Consider the following 17,079-nt stretch of genomic DNA (forward strand, 5'->3'; position numbering starts at 1 on the left):
GATGACGCTAGGGGCGGGCGATTTCACTTCGGTGTCACTAATGTTTCGCCGAGGTTACGTCCGCGTGTCCCACCTACAATCAGATCATGCCTGCGCCCGGAACAACACCGTCAGCAACTCCGGACGACGGGCCACGATACCCGGGCGAGCGACTCGGACTCCCCGAATCGGGGCCGAGATCGATCGCGCGCCTCGGGCGCCGACTCGCGGGAGTCACGATCGACTGGGGCATCGCCTACTTCCTCGCCTGGTCGTTCTTCCAGGACGACCAGGGGATAGTCGACGGCTTCTCGATCTCCGCGATCTTCGTCGCTCTGCAGATCGTGTTCCTCATCACGGCAGCGGGCGCACCGGGCCACCTCTTCCTCGGCATGAGGGTCGTGCCGATGAGCGGCGGGTGGATCGGCTTCTGGCGACCGGTCGTGAGGTCCCTGCTCCTCGCGATCGTCATCCCCGCCGTCATCTTCGACAGCAATCAGCGCGGACTCCACGACAGGATCGCCGGAACCGTGCTCGTCCGTCGCTGACGGGAACCGCGAGCGACGGAAGATCAGCGCGGTCGGCCAGCGCGCACCCGCATCGGGTCGACTCCCTTGGGAATCGGCAGGCCGTTCTTGCCGAGCGAGCTCACGCGGTTGCTCACGGCGTAGATCTCCGCCTTGTTGAGCGAGCGGGGGAACTTGTTGAGTCGCCTCGGGATGTTGTGCAGCGCGACGGAATCGGAATCCGGTCCGACGTTCACGAAGTTGATCGGCACGCTCGGGAGCACGCGGGCGATCTTGCGGCGCTCGTCTTCGAGCATCTTGGTCGTGCGCGACTTGGGACCCTCGCCGATGAGCACGACACCCCCGCGCCCCACCGCGCGGTAGACGGCATCCTGCGTCTTGGGGCTGACCGTGACGGGCATCTCGCTCGCGATCCACCCGCGACGCAGTGAACTCTTGAGCACGGCGCCGACAGCTCCCGGCTGGCCCTCGATCTGCCCGTAGGCGGCGCGCTCGGCGCGGCGCCCCAACACGATGAGGAAGGCGAGCATTCCCGCCATGACACCCGCGACGACGTAGAGGATGCTACCGAAGACGTTGCCGGAGAGCAGCAGCGCGAGCACGACACTGATGACGATGGGGAGCAGGAAGGCCAGCAGCATCCACCACACGGAGCTCGGGTCGTACCGCTTGGTCATCTTGAAGACCTGGTACATCTGCTTCAGCCGACCGGGTTCCTTCGGGGGCTTCGGTGCTTTCGGTGCTTTGTCGCGTGCCATGGCACCAGGATACTTGCCGCAGCCGGGTATCGAGGGCGCGAGGAACCTCTCCTCCCCGCCCTCAGCGAACACGGGCCGCTCGACGGGCTTCCTCGGCGGGCTCCCGACACTCCCGCGCGCGAGCACGCTGTGCGAGTGCAGAACGTCGCCGGCTTCCGCGTCATCCGATTGCTCGGCGCGAGCGATGACGCCGATGTCTACCTGGGCACGTCCCTGGTCGGCGCTCACCCCGACGGTGTCGCACTCAAGGTCTATCGGTCCACAGCCCCGGCAGAACGGGTCGAGAGCGAGATCGACACGCTCACGCGCGTCGACCACCGGCACGTCGTGCGCGTGCTCGACCTCGCATCACACGAGGGCGTCCACCCCGTGGCCGTTCTGCAGAGACTCCGACCCGCGCCTCTGCACCGGCTGTTCGAGCGGGGGGAGCCGTTGAGCGCGGGGGAGGTCGTGACGCTGTGCGCTCCCGTTGTCTCGGCGGTGCGCCACCTGCACTCGAGGGGCATCAGCCACGGCGGGCTCGCGTGCTCCTCCGTGCTCTTCGACGCGTCGGGAGCCCCCGTGCTGACGGGGTTCGCCGCATCGACGGTCATCACCGACGGCGCCACCCCTCCGACCGAAGCGGCACTCGCCGACTCGGCGGAAGTCGTCGCCGACCTCGCGGCTCTCGACACCCTCGTCGCGGCTGTCATCCGGAGCTCCACGCTCGCCGACTCCCTTTCGGCCGCACAGTGGCGGGAAGCCACGGATGCCGCGGCACCCTCGACCTCGCTCCACGCCCTCGAGAGCGCCCTTTTCGACCTCGCGAGCCCCACCCCGGTGCGGTTCACGATCGAGGCGCACGCGCGGCTCGTCGCTGCCGGAATCGAGTTTGCCGACGACGCGCGCGAACTGGACGAGACTGCGGAGCGCGCCCTCATCGTCATCCGTTCGCTGCACGTTCCCGAGTGGCTCGAACCGGTCGTGAGCACCGCGCTCGAGCGGATCGCGACAGCACGGGATCGCGTGCGATTCGAGCTCGGTCGGGTGCGCCGGCGAGTGTGGATCGCCGGGGCCGCCGCCGCGACGATCGTGACCGTGTGCTTCGCGGCGTTGCCCGCCGTCGAATCGGCGAGCGACGCGGCCGAGCGGCCCGCGGCCGTCGGGCCGTCGAGTCGCCCCTCGGGCAGTGCCGAGCCGCCCGCCCCGTCGGGCGGCACCGAGCCGTCGGCGCGGCTGAGCGAGCCAGCAGGCGGGCCAGCAGGCGGGCCAGCAGGCGGAGCCGACGCCATCGGCGGTGACGATCCGGTCGCCGCCGCCCGAGCGCTTCTCGTGCTGCGCGAGTCCTGTCTCGCCGAGGGTTCGCTGTCGTGCGTCGAACGGGTCGTGCACGCGGGGTCGGCTCTCGCCGCCGCCGACGCTCATCTCGTGCGCGACGGCCGCAGCGGGGGAGTCGCGACCGGTCTGCCCGACCTGAGCGACGCCGACCCGTCACTCGTCGATCGAACCGGCGCGTCGGCTCTCGTGAGCGTGACCGACCGATCCTGGCCCGAGGGGAGTGCCGCCGTGAGCGTGCACCTCATCGAGACGGCCGCGGGTTGGCGCTTGCGCGACATCATCGTCGGGTGACAGGCCGGGCGACACGCGCCGAGCGCGAGTCACACGGCTTGAGCGAATCCGAGCCCCGCGTCGGCGAGCGGTCGCAGGTTCTCGGGGATGTCCCGCCCCTTCGCCACCATCGACTGAGCCCAGAGCCGGCCGGCCCGGTAGCTCGACCGCACGAGAGGACCGGCGAGCACCCCGAGGAATCCGATCTCCTCGGCCTCCGCTTTGATCTCCACGAACTCCTCGGGGCGCACCCACCGCGCGACCGGGAGGTGGCGTGGGGTCGGGCGCAGGTACTGCGTCACCGTGATGATGTCGGTTCCCGCCTCGTGCAGGTCACGGAGCGCCTGGGTCACCTCTCCGCGGGTCTCACCCATTCCGAGGATGAGGTTCGACTTCGTGATGAGCCCCGCGTCTCTCGCGAGAGTGAGCACTCCGAGCGACCTGCCGTACTCGAACGCGGGCCGGATGCGTCGGAAGATGCGCGGCACCGTCTCGACGTTGTGGGCGAACACCTCGGGCCGCGATTCGAAGACGACCGCGAGCAGATCGGGGTTGCCCGAGAAGTCGGTCGCGAGGATCTCGACTCCTGTTCCGGGGTTCTCGGCATGAATGCGACGCACCGTCTCAGCGTGCAACCAGGCCCCCTCGTCGGGGAGGTCGTCTCGTGCGACCCCCGTGACGGTCGCGTACCTCAGGTTCATCGCGCGCACCGACTCGGCGACCCGACGCGGCTCGTCGGTGTCGTAGTCCGCGGGCTTGCCCGTGTCGATCTGGCAGAAGTCGCAGCGTCGCGTGCACTGCGAACCGCCGATGAGGAATGTCGCCTCGCGGTCCTCCCAGCACTCGAAGATGTTGGGGCACGCGGCCTCCTGGCACACCGTGTGGAGGCTCTCATCCTTCACGAGCGCCTGCAGCTGCAGGTACTCCGGGCCCATGCGGGCCTTCGTCTTGATCCACTCGGGCTTGCGCTCGATCGGTGTCTCGGCGTTGCGCACCTCGAGTCGGAGGAGTTTGCGGCCGTCGGAATGGTGGGTCATCGGGCTACCTCGAATAGTCGGGAGAATCGGTGGGAGATGAGGGGAACGAGGTCGGTCGGGGTCACCGTGCGCCCGAGTTCGCGCGAGACGCTCGTGACACCGGCGTCGGCGAGTCCGCACGCGACGATCCGGTCGTACGCCTCGAACGTGTTCGAACAGTTGAGGCTGAATCCGTGCATGGTCACGCCCTCGGAGACCCGGATGCCGATCGCCGCGATCTTGTCGCGACCTCGCAGCCAGACACCCGAGCGCCCGTCGACGCGATCGCCCGCGACGCCGAGCTCGGCGAGGACCTCGATGAGCACACCCTCGAGTCGGCGCACGTAGGCCACGACGTCGAGAGGGTCGGGGAGGCGGAGGATCGGGTATCCGACGAGTTGCCCCGGTCCGTGCCAGGTGATCTTGCCGCCCCGGTCGACATCGATCACGGGCGTCCCGTCGGCGGGGCGCTCCGAGTCGAGCGTGCGCTTGCCCGCCGTGTAGACCGCCGGGTGCTCGAGGAGCAGGACGGTGTCAGGCGCCCGCCCCGAGGCGACATCGGCGTGAATAGTCCGCTGCAGCGTGAGAGCGTCGAGATACGGCACGGAGTTGGCGCTTAGCCCCGTGACGACGATGTCGACCACACTCCGATTCTAGACGGAGTACAGAAATCCGCCCGCCGCTGGGGAAGCGGCGGGCGGATTCAGACGAGATGTCCAGCGATCTCGCGTCGAGGCTCACCCCGACGACGGTCAGACGCCGAGGTTGCCCTCGAAGTCGCCGGCCTCGAGGCGGTTCTTGACCGCGACGAGGAACCGGGCGGCGTCGGCGCCGTCGACGATGCGGTGGTCGTAGGAGAGCGCGAGGTAGACCATCGAGCGGATCGCAATGGCGTCGGTGCCGTCCTGGCTCACGACCACGGCCTTCTTCGCGACGATTCCCGTGCCGAGGATCGCCGATTGCGGCAGGAACACGATGGGGGTGTCGAACAGTGCGCCGCGCGATCCCGTGTTCGTGAGCGTGAACGTGCCCCCCGCGAGCTCGTCGGGCTTGAGCTTGTTGTCGCGCGTGCGGGTTGCGAGGTCTGCGATCTGCTGGGCGAACTCGGCGAGGCTCAACGACGACGCGTCGCGGATGACCGGAGTGAGCAGGCCGCGCTCGGTGTCGACCGCGATGCTCAGGTTCTCGTGGGGCGGGTAGACGATCGAGCCGTCTTCGATGGTCGCATTGATGACCGGGAACGCTTTGAGCGCTTCTGACGCGGCGAGGGCGAAGAAGGGGAGGAACGAGAGCTTGACGCCCGCCTTCTCTTGGAACGAGCCCTTCACGCGGTCGCGGAACGCCGCGACCTTCGTGACATCGACCTCGACGACCGAGGTGAGCTGCGCGGAGGCGCCCATCGAGGCGACGGCACGCTCGGCGATGACTTTGCGCAACCGCGACATCGGCACGGTGGTGCCGCGCAGGGGTGAGGTCTCGAGCGGGGCTGCGGACGCTGCGGCGGGAGCTGCCGTAGGCGCCTCGGCCGGGGTCGACGCTGCGACGACGTCTTCTTTGCGGATGCGGCCACCGACGCCGGTTCCCGAGACCGACGCGAGGTCGACACCGAGTTCGTTCGCGAGCTTGCGCACGAGGGGAGTGACGTACCCGGCGTTGGATCCCGCGGGCGTCGCGGGTGCGGGCGCTGCCGGCGCAGGCGCGGCGGGCTGGGCTGCCGGGGCGGAGGCCGCAGGCGCGTCCTCTGCCGACGTTCCCGGGGTGGCCGGAGCGGGCGACGACGACGCGACGGGCTGAGCAGTCACGGGCTCCGCTGCGGCGGCCGGGGCGGGTGCCGGCTCATCCTTCTGCGCGGGTGCGGGGTCGGCTGCCTCGGCGGGAGCGGGGGCACTGTTGTCCTCCGACGAAGCGGGCGCGGCTTCGGCGTCGGTCGAGGGGACCTCGTCGACGGGAGCGTCGTCGGTCGACACGGCGGGGTCGTCGCTCGACGAACCCTCCTGCGCCTCGACGGGTGCGGAGTCGTTCGACTCGGCCTCAGGCTCGGCCTCGGCCGGAGCATCCGCTGCGGGAGCGTCGCCACCGCCGGAACCGTCACCGATGCGCACGAGAGGGGTTCCCACCTCGACGGTCTCGTCCTCGGCGACGAGGATCTCCTCGACGACACCCGCGACGGGCGACGGGATCTCGGTGTCGACCTTGTCGGTCGAGACCTCGAGGAGCGGTTCGTCTACCTCGACGGTGTCCCCGACGTTCTTCAGCCAGCGGGTGACCGTGCCCTCGGTGACACTCTCTCCGAGTGCCGGGAGGTTGACGGATTCGCTCATGGGTGGTGCTCCTTAGACAGATTGTTCAGTCAGCTTAGTTCGGCGGGTGCCGGATCGATCAGATGGCGTGGAGCGGCTTGCCCGCGAGAGCGAGGAAGGCCTCGCCCAGCGCCTCGTCTTGCGTGGGGTGCGCGTGCACGAGCGGCGCGATGTCCTCGGGGTAGGCCTCCCAGTTGACCGCGAGCTGTGCTTCACCGATGAGCTCGCCGACGCGATCGCCGATCATGTGCACGCCGACGACGGGGCCGTCGTTGACACGCACGACCTTGACCGATCCGGCGGTGCCGATGATGTGGCTCTTGCCGTTGCCTGCGAGGTTGTAGTCGTAGGTGCTGACCTTGTCGTCGCCGAACTTCTCTTTCGCCTTCGCCTCGCTGTAGCCGACCGACGCGACCTCGGGGTGCGAGTAGGTGACCTTCGGCACATTGACGTCGTCGATGACGACGGGCTTGAGGCCCGCGATCTCCTCGGCGACGAAGATGCCGTGCTGGAAGCCGCGGTGCGCGAGCTGGAGACCCGGCACGATGTCTCCGACAGCGTAGACACCGGGGATGTTGGTGGCGAGGCGCTCGTCGGTGATGACGAAACCGCGGTCCATCGTCACGCCGACCTCGTCGTACCCGAGCCCCGTCGTCGACGGTCCGCGTCCGACCGCGACAAGGAGGATGTCCGCCTCGATGGTCTTGCCGTCTTCGAGCGTCACGACGACGCCCTGGTCGTTCTGCTCGACGCCCTGGAAACGCACACCGAGCGAGAACTCGATTCCCCGCTTGCGGTATGCGCGCTCGAACTGCTTGCTGATCGACTCGTCTTCGTTGGGCACGAGGTGGGGGAGCGCCTCGATGATCGACACGTCGGCCCCGAACGACTTCCAGACGCTCGCGAACTCGACACCGATGACCCCGCCGCCGAGGATCGCGACCTTCTTGGGGATGAAGTCGAGCTCGAGCGCCTGCTCGGAGGTGATGACCCGTCCACCGATCTCGAGGCCGGGGAGCGAGCGCGAGTACGAACCCGAGGCGAGGACGATGTTCTTGCCCGTGATGGTGCGGTCACCGACCTGCACCGTTGTGGAGGAGGTGAGCTTTCCCTCGCCCTCGATGACGGTGATGCCGCGCTGCTTGATGAGGCCCGTGAGTCCCTTGAACTTGCTCGTGACGATGTCCTCGCGGTACTTCGTGACCGCGGCGATGTCGACTCCCTGGAAGTCGGCGTTCACGCCGTACTTCGCAGACTCGCGCGTGACGTCGGCGACCTCGCCGGAGTGCAGGAGCGCTTTCGTCGGAATGCACCCGACGTGGAGGCAGGTCCCGCCGAGCTTGTTCTTCTCGATGAGTCCCACCGTCATGCCGAGCTGGGTGGCGCGGAGCGCGGCTGCGTATCCGCCGCTTCCCGCTCCGAGGATGACAATGTCGAAATCGTTCTCGGACATTCGGCGGCTCCTTGTGTTCACGACTCGTGCGGAGGCCTGCTCGCCTTCTGGGCTGCAGGCCGGGGCTGTTCTTTCAGGCCAACAAAAACCCTACTACCCTCGCGAAAACTCCCCTGCCAGTTCGATGAGTGCGCGCACGGTCGCGCCCGTCGGCCCCTTGCCGATGAAGCCGTAACCCGCACCCGCGTTGCTCGCCGCTCCCGCGATGTCGATGTGGGCCCAGGGAACACCCGAACCCCCCTCCGGAGTGGGTGCCGGCGCGAACTCGCGCAGGAACGCCGCCGCGAGCAGCATTCCTCCCGCGGTGTTCCCGATCTTCGCGTTGGCGATGTCGGCCACGTCGGAGTCGAGGAGAGGCCGGAGCTCCTCGGGGATCGGCATCGCCCACATCGTCTCGTCGACTCGCTCTCCCGCGGCGACGACGCGGCCCACGAGGTCGGAATCGCCCATGACGGGGATCGTGCGGTTTCCCATCGCGACGATTGCCGCACCCGTGAGGGTCGCGATATCGATGACGGCGTCTGGCTGCTCCTCGAGCGCCGCGACGAGACCGTCGGCGAGCACGAGTCGACCCTCGGCGTCGGTGTTGAGCACCTCGACGGTCTTGCCGCCACGGATGCGGAGCACATCGTTCGGACGGATCGCCGAGCCGGACGGCATGTTCTCGGCGAGGCACAGCCACGCCGTGAGGCGCACGGGAAGAGCGAGCTCGGCGGCCGCGACGATGACGGCGAGGGCGGTCGCCGCTCCCGTCATGTCGTATTTCATCCCGACCATCGATGCCGCGGGCTTGAGCGACAGTCCGCCCGAGTCGAACGTGATGCCCTTGCCGACGAGGGCGAGGTGCGCCGGTGCGAGGTCGGGGGAGTAGCTCACCTTGACGAGACGGGGCCCACGCGTCGACCCCTGGCCGACCCCGAGGATCCCTCCGAACCCGCCCGCGGCGAGGTCGGCTTCGTCGAGCACCTCGACGGTGAGCGGCAGGTCGGTCGCGAGCCGCCGCGCCTCGTCGGCGAACGAGTCGGGAAAGAGGTCCGACGGCGGCATGTTGACGAGATCCCGAACCGTGTGGACCGCGGTCGCGATGGTCGCGGCGCGGTCGACGGCCTCGTCGGGGACGGGAACGGTCGCGTGGACCGCGAAACCCGACGCGGCGGGCACGGCCTGGGCGACGTCATCCGGGGCGCCCTCGGGGTCGGAGGAGACGGGCGCCGACTTGTAGACCGTGCACGCGTACGCGCCGACGGCGAGGCCCTCGAGCACCGCCTCCGCGTCGACGACCGAGGAGACCGGGAGCGCGACCGCGACACTCGCGGCACCGCGGACGTGGCGGCCGACGACACCGGCCGCGTAGCGGAGGGAGTGCGTGTCGACGGTCCGGCCGAGGCCGACGAGCGCGATCGAACCGATCGTGTCGATCGTCGAGGGCACACGCCGGAACTCGTCGCGCGAACCCCGGAACGCGATGCCCTCGAGTGACTCCGCGAGGCGGTCGAGACCGGCGGGGGAGTCGACGATGCGCGGGCCGTCGTCGGTGTGCAGCACGCCGAGAACGAGCACGTCTGCGGGGGTTTCGAGGGGGGAACGGTCGGTCGCGCTGAGCGCAGGCACAGTCATGCGGCCATGCTATCCGCGCCACCCGGGCACTCGGCGCGGCGTCGTGTTCGCTGTCGGCACCACGTCGCCGGGCGCCGATCGAGGGGCAGCGAATGTCGTCGGCCGTAGAATCGACGGATGCGAGATCCTGCTGGTTTGTATGACCTGACCCCCGATGACACCGACATCCCCGAGGGTCTTCCCCTCGTCGCGGGCCTCACCGGATTCGCCGACGCCGGTTCGGCCGTGACCCAGTTGAGCGAGTACCTGCTCGACACCCTCGACCACCGGATCGTCGCGACGTTCGACACCGATGCTCTGCTCGACTACCGCGCCCGACGCCCCACGATGTACTTCGACCAGGACCACCTCACCGACTACGAACCTGCGACCCTCGCCCTCTACATCGCGACAGACGAGATCGGACAGCAGTTCCTCCTGCTCACGGGCTTCGAACCGGATTTCCAGTGGGAGCGGTTCACGGCATCCGTTCTGCAGCTCATCGACCGGTTCAAGGTCAAGACCACGACGTGGGTGCACTCGATCCCGATGCCGGTGCCGCACACACGGCCGATCGGCGTGACCGTGAGCGGAAACCGAACCGAACTCATCGACTCGATGTCGGTGTGGCGCCCGCACACGCAAGTGCCGTCGAACGCACTGCACCTCGTGGAATACCGTCTGCAGAAGCTCGACCACCCTCTTGCGGGATTCGTTCTGCTCGTGCCCCACTACCTCGCCGACACCGAGCACCCGGATGCCGCCGTGAAAGCCCTCGAAAGCATCAGCGCCGCGACCGGACTGCTGTTCCCGACCGACCGACTGCGTGAGGAGGGCCGCGACTTCGTGGCCAAGATCGACGCCCAGGTCGAGACGAACGTCGAACTCGCGCGGCTCGTCGGAACGCTCGAAGAGCGCCACGACTCCTACATGGAGGGCAACCCGCTTCGGTCGCCTCTGACGGATGAAGACGGCGAGCTGCCGTCCGCAGACGAGATCGCCGCCGAGCTCGAGAACTTCCTCGCGATCCGCCGGACGGGCGAGGACGACCAGCAGGGGTCGTGAATTCGCGGCGGTCCTGGTTCGTCTGGGGCATCGCCGTCTCGGCGTACATCGTCGCCGTCTTCCAGCGCACGTCGCTCGGAGTAGCGGGAGTCGATGCCGCCGAGCGGTTCGGCGTCTCGGCGTCGGTGCTGTCGACGCTCGCGGTCGTTCAGCTCGTGGTCTATGCCGCCCTCCAGGTGCCGGTGGGAGTGATCCTCGATCGGCTCGGAGCGCGGTTCCTCATCATCAGCGGCGCCGTGTTCATGGCGGCCGGTCAAGCGACGCTCGCTTTCGCTCCTGACATCGGTTTCGCGATCCTCGGGCGGGTTCTCGTCGGCGCCGGCGATGCGCTCACCTTCATCTCGGTCATCCGATTGCTCTCCGGGTGGTTCGAGGGCAGGATCCTGCCCCAGGTGTCCCAGTGGACCGGCAACATCGGGCAGCTCGGGCAGGTGCTTTCGGCCGTCCCGCTCTCCGCCCTTCTCGTGTCGGCGGGGTGGGAGCCGAGTTTCGTCGCGGCGGCGTCTCTGTCGTTGCTCGCCGGCATCCTCGTCGTCGTCGTCGTCAGGAACGCGCCACCCGGAACGCCTCGCGACGAGAACCCCGTGCGCTCCTGGCGGGAATCGATGTCGGTGTTGCGTGCGGCCCTCGCGCGCCCGGGAACACAGTTGGGCTTCTGGTCGCACTTCGTGACGCAGTCACCGGGAACCATGCTCGTGCTGCTGTGGGGCTTCCCGATGCTCACGGCGGGTCTCGGATACGACCGCGCTGCGGCATCGGCACTGCTCACGCTCTTCGTCGCCGCGGGTGTCGTGTCGGGCCCGATCATCGGAATCCTCACGGCACGGTTTCCGCTGCGCCGATCCAACCTCGTCCTCGCGATCGTCGTGGGAATCGGAATCGCGTGGACGGCGACCCTCGCGTGGCCGGGCCAACCGCCGCTCTGGCTCATCGTCGTTCTCTTCATCACCCTCGGGGTGGGCGGACCGGGTTCCCTCATCGGATTCGACTTCGCGCGCACCTTCAACCCCATGCGGAGCCTCGGGTCCGCGAACGGAGTGGTGAACGTCGGCGGCTTCACGGCGAGCTTCATCATGATGTTCCTCGTCGGCGTCGTTCTCGACGCGCTCGGCTCGGCGTCCGGGGGCGAACCCGTCTTCACGTGGGAGGCCTTCCGCGTCGCCTTCCTCGTGCAGTACCTCGTCATCGGGACCGGGCTCGTCTTCGTGATCCGGGTTCGCCGCCGCACCCGCCGACAGCTCCACGAGGACGAGGGCATCGAGGTGGCACCTCTGTGGGTCGTCGTCGCACGGAGGTGGAGACGCAAGAGCGAGGAATGACTCCGTCGACGACGTGGACTGTGGACGAAATGTCAAGGGTGCGCAGCAAAGCGTGCAATAATTGTCTTCAAGACCCGTTCTCGTTTGCGGGGCGCACCGGCCGATAGGTCGAGTCGTCGTCCGAAACTTGACATGGGTCTTAGCTCTGCCCGAATTCGGCCGACACCCTCGACTGACTCGCTCTCCGGGTGCATGGCACCCGCACTGACGGCACCGAATCGAAATGAAAGGTATCCGAATGGCTACCCGAACCAAGACCGCCGATCCCACCACCGAGACCGCCGCGACGTCTGACGCGGCCGAGACCGTCGACGTCGCCGCTCCGAAGAAGACGGCAGCCGCGAAGACGCCGGCAGCCAAGGCTCCCGCGGCGAAGAAGCCCGCCGTGAAGAAGGCTCCCGCGGCCAAGGCTCCCACCAAGGCCGCCGCTGCCAAGGCTGCGGCGAGCGACACCGACACCGAAGCGGCACCCGCGAAAGCATCCGCCAAGCGAGCCACGAAGGCCAAGGCGGCGACGGACGCCGACGAGACCACCGAGCCCGAGGTCGACGCCCCGAAAGACGACATCGAGTCGGATGACGACGACACGAAGAAGAAGGCGGCGGATGTTCCCGAGGAGCTGCCCGCCGGCGCACTCGTGCTCTCGCTCGTCGACGACGACGACGACGTTCCCGTCTACTCCTCCGCGATCACGGGGGCGACCGCCGACCCGGTCAAGGACTACCTGAAGCAGATCGGAAAGGTCGCTCTGCTCAACGCAGCCGAAGAGGTCGAGCTCGCGATGCGCATCGAGGCCGGTCTGTTCGCGGAAGACAAACTCTCCGGAATGAGCGAGACCGAGCAGCGCACCTCCGCCGGTCGCGAGCTGCTGTGGGTCGCGCGCGACGGCCAGCGGGCCAAGAGCCACCTGCTCGGAGCGAACCTCCGCCTCGTCGTCTCCCTCGCCAAGCGCTACACGGGTCGAGGTATGCAGTTCCTCGACCTGATCCAAGAGGGGAACCTGGGTCTCATCCGTGCCGTCGAGAAGTTCGACTACACCAAGGGATTCAAGTTCTCGACCTACGCCACGTGGTGGATCCGTCAGGCGATCACTCGTGCGATGGCCGACCAGGCCCGCACCATCCGCATCCCCGTCCACATGGTCGAGGTCATCAACAAGCTCGCCCGCGTCCAGCGGCAGATGCTCCAGGACCTCGGACGCGAACCCACACCCGAGGAGCTCAGCCGCGAGCTCGACATGACGCCCGAGAAGGTCGTCGAGGTTCAGAAGTACGGGCGCGAGCCGATCTCGCTCCACACCCCGCTCGGCGAAGACGGCGACAGCGAATTCGGTGACCTCATCGAGGACACCGAGGCTGTCGTCCCCGCCGACGCCGTGGGCTTCACGATGCTCCAGAAGCAGCTCGAATCGCTTCTCGACTCGCTCTCCGAGCGCGAAGCGGGCGTCATCCGGATGCGCTTCGGTCTCGGCGACGGAATGCCCAAGACGCTCGACCAGATCGGCGACACCTTCGGTGTCACGCGCGAGCGCATCCGCCAGATCGAGTCGAAGACGATGGCGAAGCTCCGCCACCCGTCGCGCTCGCAGTCGCTGCGGGACTACCTTGAGTAGACGCTCGGGGCTCGGCTATGTCGTGCCGATGCTCGTCGGCAAGTCGCTGCGCGTGGCTGGCAAGCTCCGCGGCGGCGGCTCGGCGTTTCCCGGGTGGGCGACGCTCAAGCTCGCACCGCGCTTTCTCGAAGACGCCACATCGCAGCTCAAGCACGGAGTCGTCTTCGTGCTCGGGTCGAATGGCAAGTCGACGACGACCCACATGCTCACCGAGGTGCTCCGCGCGCACGGTGTCTCGGTGTTCACCAACCCGTCGGGGGCGAACCTCCCCCAGGGGATCGCGTCGTCACTTCTGAGCGAAGCGAATCTCACGGGCCGTATCGACGCCGACATCGCGGTGCTCGAGGTCGACGAGGCCTACGCCCTCGAGCTCGCGGGCATCCTGCGACCCACGACCGTTCTCGCTCTCAACACCCAGGTCGACCAGCTCTACCGGTTCTTCGAGACCGAGCGCGTCGCCGACATGATGCTCGACACCCTCGAGCGCGCGACCGAACACATCGTGTCCAATCGTGACGATCCGTATCTGAGCAAGATCGACCGCCGGTTCGCGGATGCCTCCACCCAGGTCTACCCCGACATCACCTACTTCGGGGTCGCCCCCGCCGTCGTCGAGAAGTCACCGCACGGGCTCGTGAACGCCCAGGACTTCCGAGACGGCGGTGACGACGCCGTGCGCGAAGCTCGGGCCGAGGTCGTCGCGACGAGCAGCACGGGCGCGACCGTCTCGATCGACGGCGACGATGTCGATGTCGTGCTGCCCGCGAAGGGTCTCCACTACGCGATCGACGCCGCGGCGGCCATGGCGACCGCCGCCGTGATCCTGCAATCGGGATTCGACGGGGCGTCGGCAGCCCGCGCGTTCGCTGCCATGAAGCCCGCCTACGGTCGCGGAGAGTTGCTCGCTTTCGGAGACGAGAGCGTCGAGTTCGTCATGTTCAAGAACGCGGCGAGCCTCCAGCTCAACCTCGACGCCATCGAGAGCCCACCGGAACAGGTTCTGCTCGCGATCGACGAGGGCACCCCCGATATCTCGTGGATCTACGACATCGACTTCTCCGGCCTCGACCACGTCGATGTGATCACGGGCGCGAAAGCCTGGCAGATCGCGCTGTGCCTCGGTCACCAGGGGGTGCCGATCGGCCGTGTCGAACCCGATCTGAAGACGGCCATCGACCTCATGAGGGAGATGCCCAAACCGTCGAGCGGCATGAAGACGTGGATCGTCAACTACGAACAGATGATGCTCGCACGCAAGCACATCGGTTTCGCAGAACTGGAGAACCAACGATGACCGACGCGACCATCCTTCAGCTCTATCCCGAAGAACTGGGTGTCGCGGGAGATCGCGGGAACGTGCTCGCGCTCGCCTCCCGTCTGCGCGCGGCGGGCCTGAGTCCGACCGTCGTCGAGCACCGCCGCGGCGACACACTCGTCGACTCGGCCGACGCGGTCGTCATCGGCAACGGGCCGATCTCGGCGATGCGCACGATCCTCGACGACCTCACGGTCAACGGCGCACGGCTCGTCGAGTGGGCTCGTGCGGGCGTTCCCGTGTTCGCCTACGGATCGGGCGCCGAACTCCTCTCCGAGGGGATCGACCTCCTCGACGGCTCGACGATCGAGGGGTTGGGACTCTTCCCCTTCCGCGCCCGCCGCGTCTCGACCCGCTCCGTGGGTTACGTGATCACGCAGACCGACAGCGGCCGGGTCGTCGGGTTCGAAGACAACGCCTCGGTGTGGGTCCTCGACAATGACGCGAAGCCTCTCGGGCGCATCGAGGCCGGCGACGGAAACGGTGACGGGCGTGAGGGCGCCGTCGCGGGGGAGTCGTTCGCGACGCAGATCGGGGGCCCCGTGCTTCCCCTCAACCCCGACCTCACCGATCGCCTCGTCGCCGCGGTGGCCCGGCGCGTCGGGGGGGACTTCACCCCGTCTACGGTCGAGGGCGAGCTCGAGGGGTACGCGACGCGTGCCCGCGAGGTCATCACGCGCAACGTCGCTCACCACTTCTCGCGGATCTGAGCCGTCCGTGGCACTCGAGTCGCCGGTGAGCTCCCGAGAAGCCCGCATCGATCTCGGTGCCGCCCGTCGCAACATCCGCGCGCTCGTCTCCGATGACGCGGATGTCGCGGTCGACGTCACGGGTGATGGTTACGGTCACGGCGCGCTCCGAATCGGCCGTGTCGCTCTCGAGGAGGGCGCGCGGGTCGCGGTGCGCGACGTGCGAGAACGGGAGCGGCTCACCGCGGCCGGTCTCGATTCCGACGTGGGCATCGCCGATGACCGGGCGCGAGAGCTCGCCTCGCGCGTCTACGGACTCGGGTGGGGGGACGCCGTGATGCGTTGCACGGCCCAGGTGCTCGCCTACAAGACGGTCGCGGCGGGTGAGGGCGTGAGCTACGGGTACACGTGGCGGGCACCCGTCGACACGACGCTCGCGTTCGTTCCGCTCGGGTACGCCGACGGCATCCACCGCGGGGCGAGCAACGTCGGGCGTGTCTGGCTCGAGGGGCGAGCGCGACTGATCGCGGGTCGAGTGGCCATGGATGCGCACATGCTCGACCTCGGGGAACCGCTCGAGTCCCGGCCCCCCGCGGGTACCCTCCGCGCTGTCGTCTTCGGGGAGGCCGGGCATGGACACGCTTCCGCCCACGAGTGGGCCGAATCCATCGGGGCGTCACCGCTCGAGGTCACGTCGCGCATCGGAACACGAGTGCAGCGGGTGTGGTCGTGAGCGCCGTCGCCACCATCGACCTCGATGCTCTCGAGCGCAACATCGCCCTCGCGACTTCGACGATCGCGCCCGCCGACCTCATGATGATGGTGAAAGCGAACGCGTACGGTCACGGTCTCGGCCCTGTCGCGGCCGCGGCGGCGAGCAGCGGGGTTCCGTGGCTCGGTGTTCTCGACCGCACCTCCGCGTTGACCGTGCGATCGATGTCGGCTCTCGACGACACGCGGCTCTTCACATGGCTGTTCGACTACGACGAGGACTTCGGCGACCTCATCGAGAACCGTGTCGACCTCGGCATCTCGCACGTTCGCCAGCTCGACCGCATCGCGGCGGCCGCCGCGTCGCAGCCCGCACGCGTGCACCTCAAGATCGACACTGGACTGCACCGGTCCGGAGCGTCCGAAGCCGACTGGCCGTCGGTCGTGGCGCGCGCGGTCGAACTCCACAGCCTCGGACTCGTCGACTTCGTCGGGGTCTGGACGCACATCGGTGAGGCTTCCGACGACGACGACACCGCCGCCATGCGCAACTTCGACCGCGCGCTTGAGGTCGTCTCCGACCTCGGCGGGGCTCCGAGCGTCCGCCACCTCGCGGCGAGTGCCGCCGGATTCGCGCGCACCGACTCGCGCTACGACGCCGTGCGCGTCGGGGCGTTCACCTACGGCATCGCCCCGGGCGGGGGAGTGACTCCCCAGTCCCTCGGGCTCACCCCGGTCATGACGCTCACGAGCGAGGTCGTCGGAGTGCGCCACCATGGGGCCGCGTCGATCGCGACGGTCGCCGCGGGGTTCGTCGACGGCGTGCTCGGCGACGCCGCCGACCGCGTGGACGTCTCGGTCGCCGGGGCGCGCCACCGCCTCATCGGCCCCGTGCGGGCGACCGAGGTCGACGTCGACGTCACGGGCTCCGACGTGCGTGTCGGCGACGACGCGGTGCTCTTCGGGTCTGCGTCGGACGGCGCACCGACGCTCCAGGAGTGGGCTGACGCGATGGGCACCATCGGAGAAGAGATCGTCGTGCGGTTGAGCCCCGACCTCGAGCGCCACTACCGACGAGCCTGAATCGACGACAGCCCCGGAACGACGAAACGCCCGCCCCGCGGCACCGGTGTGCAGCGGACGCGGGCGTCA

Annotated in this window: 15 protein-coding genes; 9 read left to right on the forward strand and 6 right to left on the reverse strand. The window is 68.4% G+C overall.

Features of this window, described 5'->3' with window-relative positions; genetic code table 11:
* Positions 1-86: 86 nt before the first annotated feature.
* Positions 87-527, forward strand: a complete 441-nt coding sequence (locus ACLHIH_RS03575) for an RDD family protein (RefSeq protein WP_411315332.1) — start codon at positions 87-89, stop codon at positions 525-527.
* 23 nt (positions 528-550) lie between these two features.
* On the opposite strand, the gene ACLHIH_RS03580 is transcribed toward ACLHIH_RS03575, so the two are convergent.
* On the reverse strand, positions 551-1,264 hold the full coding sequence (locus tag ACLHIH_RS03580) for a DUF4191 domain-containing protein (RefSeq protein WP_411315333.1): 714 nt from the start codon (positions 1,262-1,264) through the stop codon (positions 551-553).
* 135 nt (positions 1,265-1,399) lie between these two features.
* Here ACLHIH_RS03580 and ACLHIH_RS03585 point away from each other — a divergent pair, with 135 nt between their 5' ends.
* Complete coding sequence (locus ACLHIH_RS03585; RefSeq protein ID WP_411315334.1) at positions 1,400-2,872, forward strand: protein kinase domain-containing protein; 1,473 nt, start codon at positions 1,400-1,402, stop codon at positions 2,870-2,872.
* A gap of 29 nt (positions 2,873-2,901) precedes the next feature.
* Here ACLHIH_RS03585 and lipA read toward each other — a convergent pair whose 3' ends face one another.
* From lipA to ACLHIH_RS03610, 5 genes are all read right to left on the reverse strand, one after another.
* On the reverse strand, positions 2,902-3,888 hold the full coding sequence (gene lipA / locus ACLHIH_RS03590; protein WP_411315335.1) for a lipoyl synthase: 987 nt from the start codon (positions 3,886-3,888) through the stop codon (positions 2,902-2,904).
* Positions 3,885-4,511, reverse strand: a complete 627-nt coding sequence (gene lipB / locus ACLHIH_RS03595; RefSeq protein WP_411315336.1) for a lipoyl(octanoyl) transferase LipB — start codon at positions 4,509-4,511, stop codon at positions 3,885-3,887. Before lipB ends, lipA begins: the two co-directional genes overlap by 4 nt.
* A gap of 108 nt (positions 4,512-4,619) precedes the next feature.
* Positions 4,620-6,188, reverse strand: coding sequence for a 2-oxoglutarate dehydrogenase, E2 component, dihydrolipoamide succinyltransferase (gene sucB / locus ACLHIH_RS03600; protein ID WP_411315337.1), 1,569 nt, complete (start codon positions 6,186-6,188; stop codon positions 4,620-4,622).
* A gap of 58 nt (positions 6,189-6,246) precedes the next feature.
* Positions 6,247-7,620, reverse strand: coding sequence for a dihydrolipoyl dehydrogenase (gene lpdA, locus ACLHIH_RS03605; RefSeq protein ID WP_411315338.1), 1,374 nt, complete (start codon positions 7,618-7,620; stop codon positions 6,247-6,249).
* 93 nt (positions 7,621-7,713) lie between these two features.
* Entirely contained in the window at positions 7,714-9,237 is a 1,524-nt protein-coding gene (locus tag ACLHIH_RS03610; RefSeq protein WP_411315339.1) for a leucyl aminopeptidase, read from the reverse strand.
* Positions 9,238-9,354: 117 nt separating this feature from the next.
* Between ACLHIH_RS03610 and ACLHIH_RS03615 the strand changes: the two genes are divergently transcribed.
* The 7 genes from ACLHIH_RS03615 to alr all read left to right on the forward strand — a co-directional run bounded on the left by ACLHIH_RS03615 (position 9,355) and on the right by alr (position 17,010).
* Positions 9,355-10,281 (forward strand): proteasome assembly chaperone family protein, encoded by a 927-nt coding sequence (locus ACLHIH_RS03615; protein WP_411315340.1) that lies wholly within the window; start codon positions 9,355-9,357, stop codon positions 10,279-10,281.
* Entirely contained in the window at positions 10,278-11,600 is a 1,323-nt protein-coding gene (locus ACLHIH_RS03620) for an MFS transporter (protein ID WP_411315341.1), read from the forward strand. The genes ACLHIH_RS03615 and ACLHIH_RS03620 overlap by 4 nt, the downstream gene beginning before the upstream one ends.
* 238 nt (positions 11,601-11,838) lie before the next feature.
* Complete coding sequence (locus ACLHIH_RS03625) at positions 11,839-13,212, forward strand: RNA polymerase sigma factor (protein ID WP_411315342.1); 1,374 nt, start codon at positions 11,839-11,841, stop codon at positions 13,210-13,212.
* Positions 13,205-14,506 (forward strand): MurT ligase domain-containing protein, encoded by a 1,302-nt coding sequence (locus tag ACLHIH_RS03630; RefSeq protein WP_411315343.1) that lies wholly within the window; start codon positions 13,205-13,207, stop codon positions 14,504-14,506. Before ACLHIH_RS03625 ends, ACLHIH_RS03630 begins: the two co-directional genes overlap by 8 nt.
* Positions 14,503-15,237, forward strand: coding sequence for a type 1 glutamine amidotransferase (locus tag ACLHIH_RS03635; RefSeq protein WP_411315344.1), 735 nt, complete (start codon positions 14,503-14,505; stop codon positions 15,235-15,237). The genes ACLHIH_RS03630 and ACLHIH_RS03635 overlap by 4 nt, the downstream gene beginning before the upstream one ends.
* A gap of 7 nt (positions 15,238-15,244) precedes the next feature.
* Entirely contained in the window at positions 15,245-15,949 is a 705-nt protein-coding gene (locus tag ACLHIH_RS03640; protein ID WP_411315345.1) for an alanine racemase C-terminal domain-containing protein, read from the forward strand.
* Positions 15,946-17,010, forward strand: a complete 1,065-nt coding sequence (gene alr / locus ACLHIH_RS03645; protein WP_411315346.1) for an alanine racemase — start codon at positions 15,946-15,948, stop codon at positions 17,008-17,010. The genes ACLHIH_RS03640 and alr overlap by 4 nt, the downstream gene beginning before the upstream one ends.
* Positions 17,011-17,079 lie beyond the last annotated feature (69 nt).

The organism is Marisediminicola sp. LYQ134 (assembly GCF_046599635.1).
Classification (GTDB): Bacteria; Actinomycetota; Actinomycetes; order Actinomycetales; family Microbacteriaceae; genus Marisediminicola.

Excerpts from the sequence above, each read along its gene's own strand:
- ACLHIH_RS03575 (WP_411315332.1), top strand. The coding sequence starts at position 87 with ATGCCTGCGCCCGGAACAACACCGTCAGCAACTCCGGACGACGGGCCA.
- ACLHIH_RS03580 (WP_411315333.1), bottom strand. The coding sequence starts at position 1,264 with ATGGCACGCGACAAAGCACCGAAAGCACCGAAGCCCCCGAAGGAACCC.
- lipA (WP_411315335.1), bottom strand. The coding sequence starts at position 3,888 with ATGACCCACCATTCCGACGGCCGCAAACTCCTCCGACTCGAGGTGCGC.
- sucB (WP_411315337.1), bottom strand. The coding sequence starts at position 6,188 with ATGAGCGAATCCGTCAACCTCCCGGCACTCGGAGAGAGTGTCACCGAG.
- lpdA (WP_411315338.1), bottom strand. The coding sequence starts at position 7,620 with ATGTCCGAGAACGATTTCGACATTGTCATCCTCGGAGCGGGAAGCGGC.
- ACLHIH_RS03610 (WP_411315339.1), bottom strand. The coding sequence starts at position 9,237 with ATGACTGTGCCTGCGCTCAGCGCGACCGACCGTTCCCCCCTCGAAACC.
- ACLHIH_RS03615 (WP_411315340.1), top strand. The coding sequence starts at position 9,355 with ATGCGAGATCCTGCTGGTTTGTATGACCTGACCCCCGATGACACCGAC.
- ACLHIH_RS03625 (WP_411315342.1), top strand. The coding sequence starts at position 11,839 with ATGGCTACCCGAACCAAGACCGCCGATCCCACCACCGAGACCGCCGCG.
- ACLHIH_RS03635 (WP_411315344.1), top strand. The coding sequence starts at position 14,503 with ATGACCGACGCGACCATCCTTCAGCTCTATCCCGAAGAACTGGGTGTC.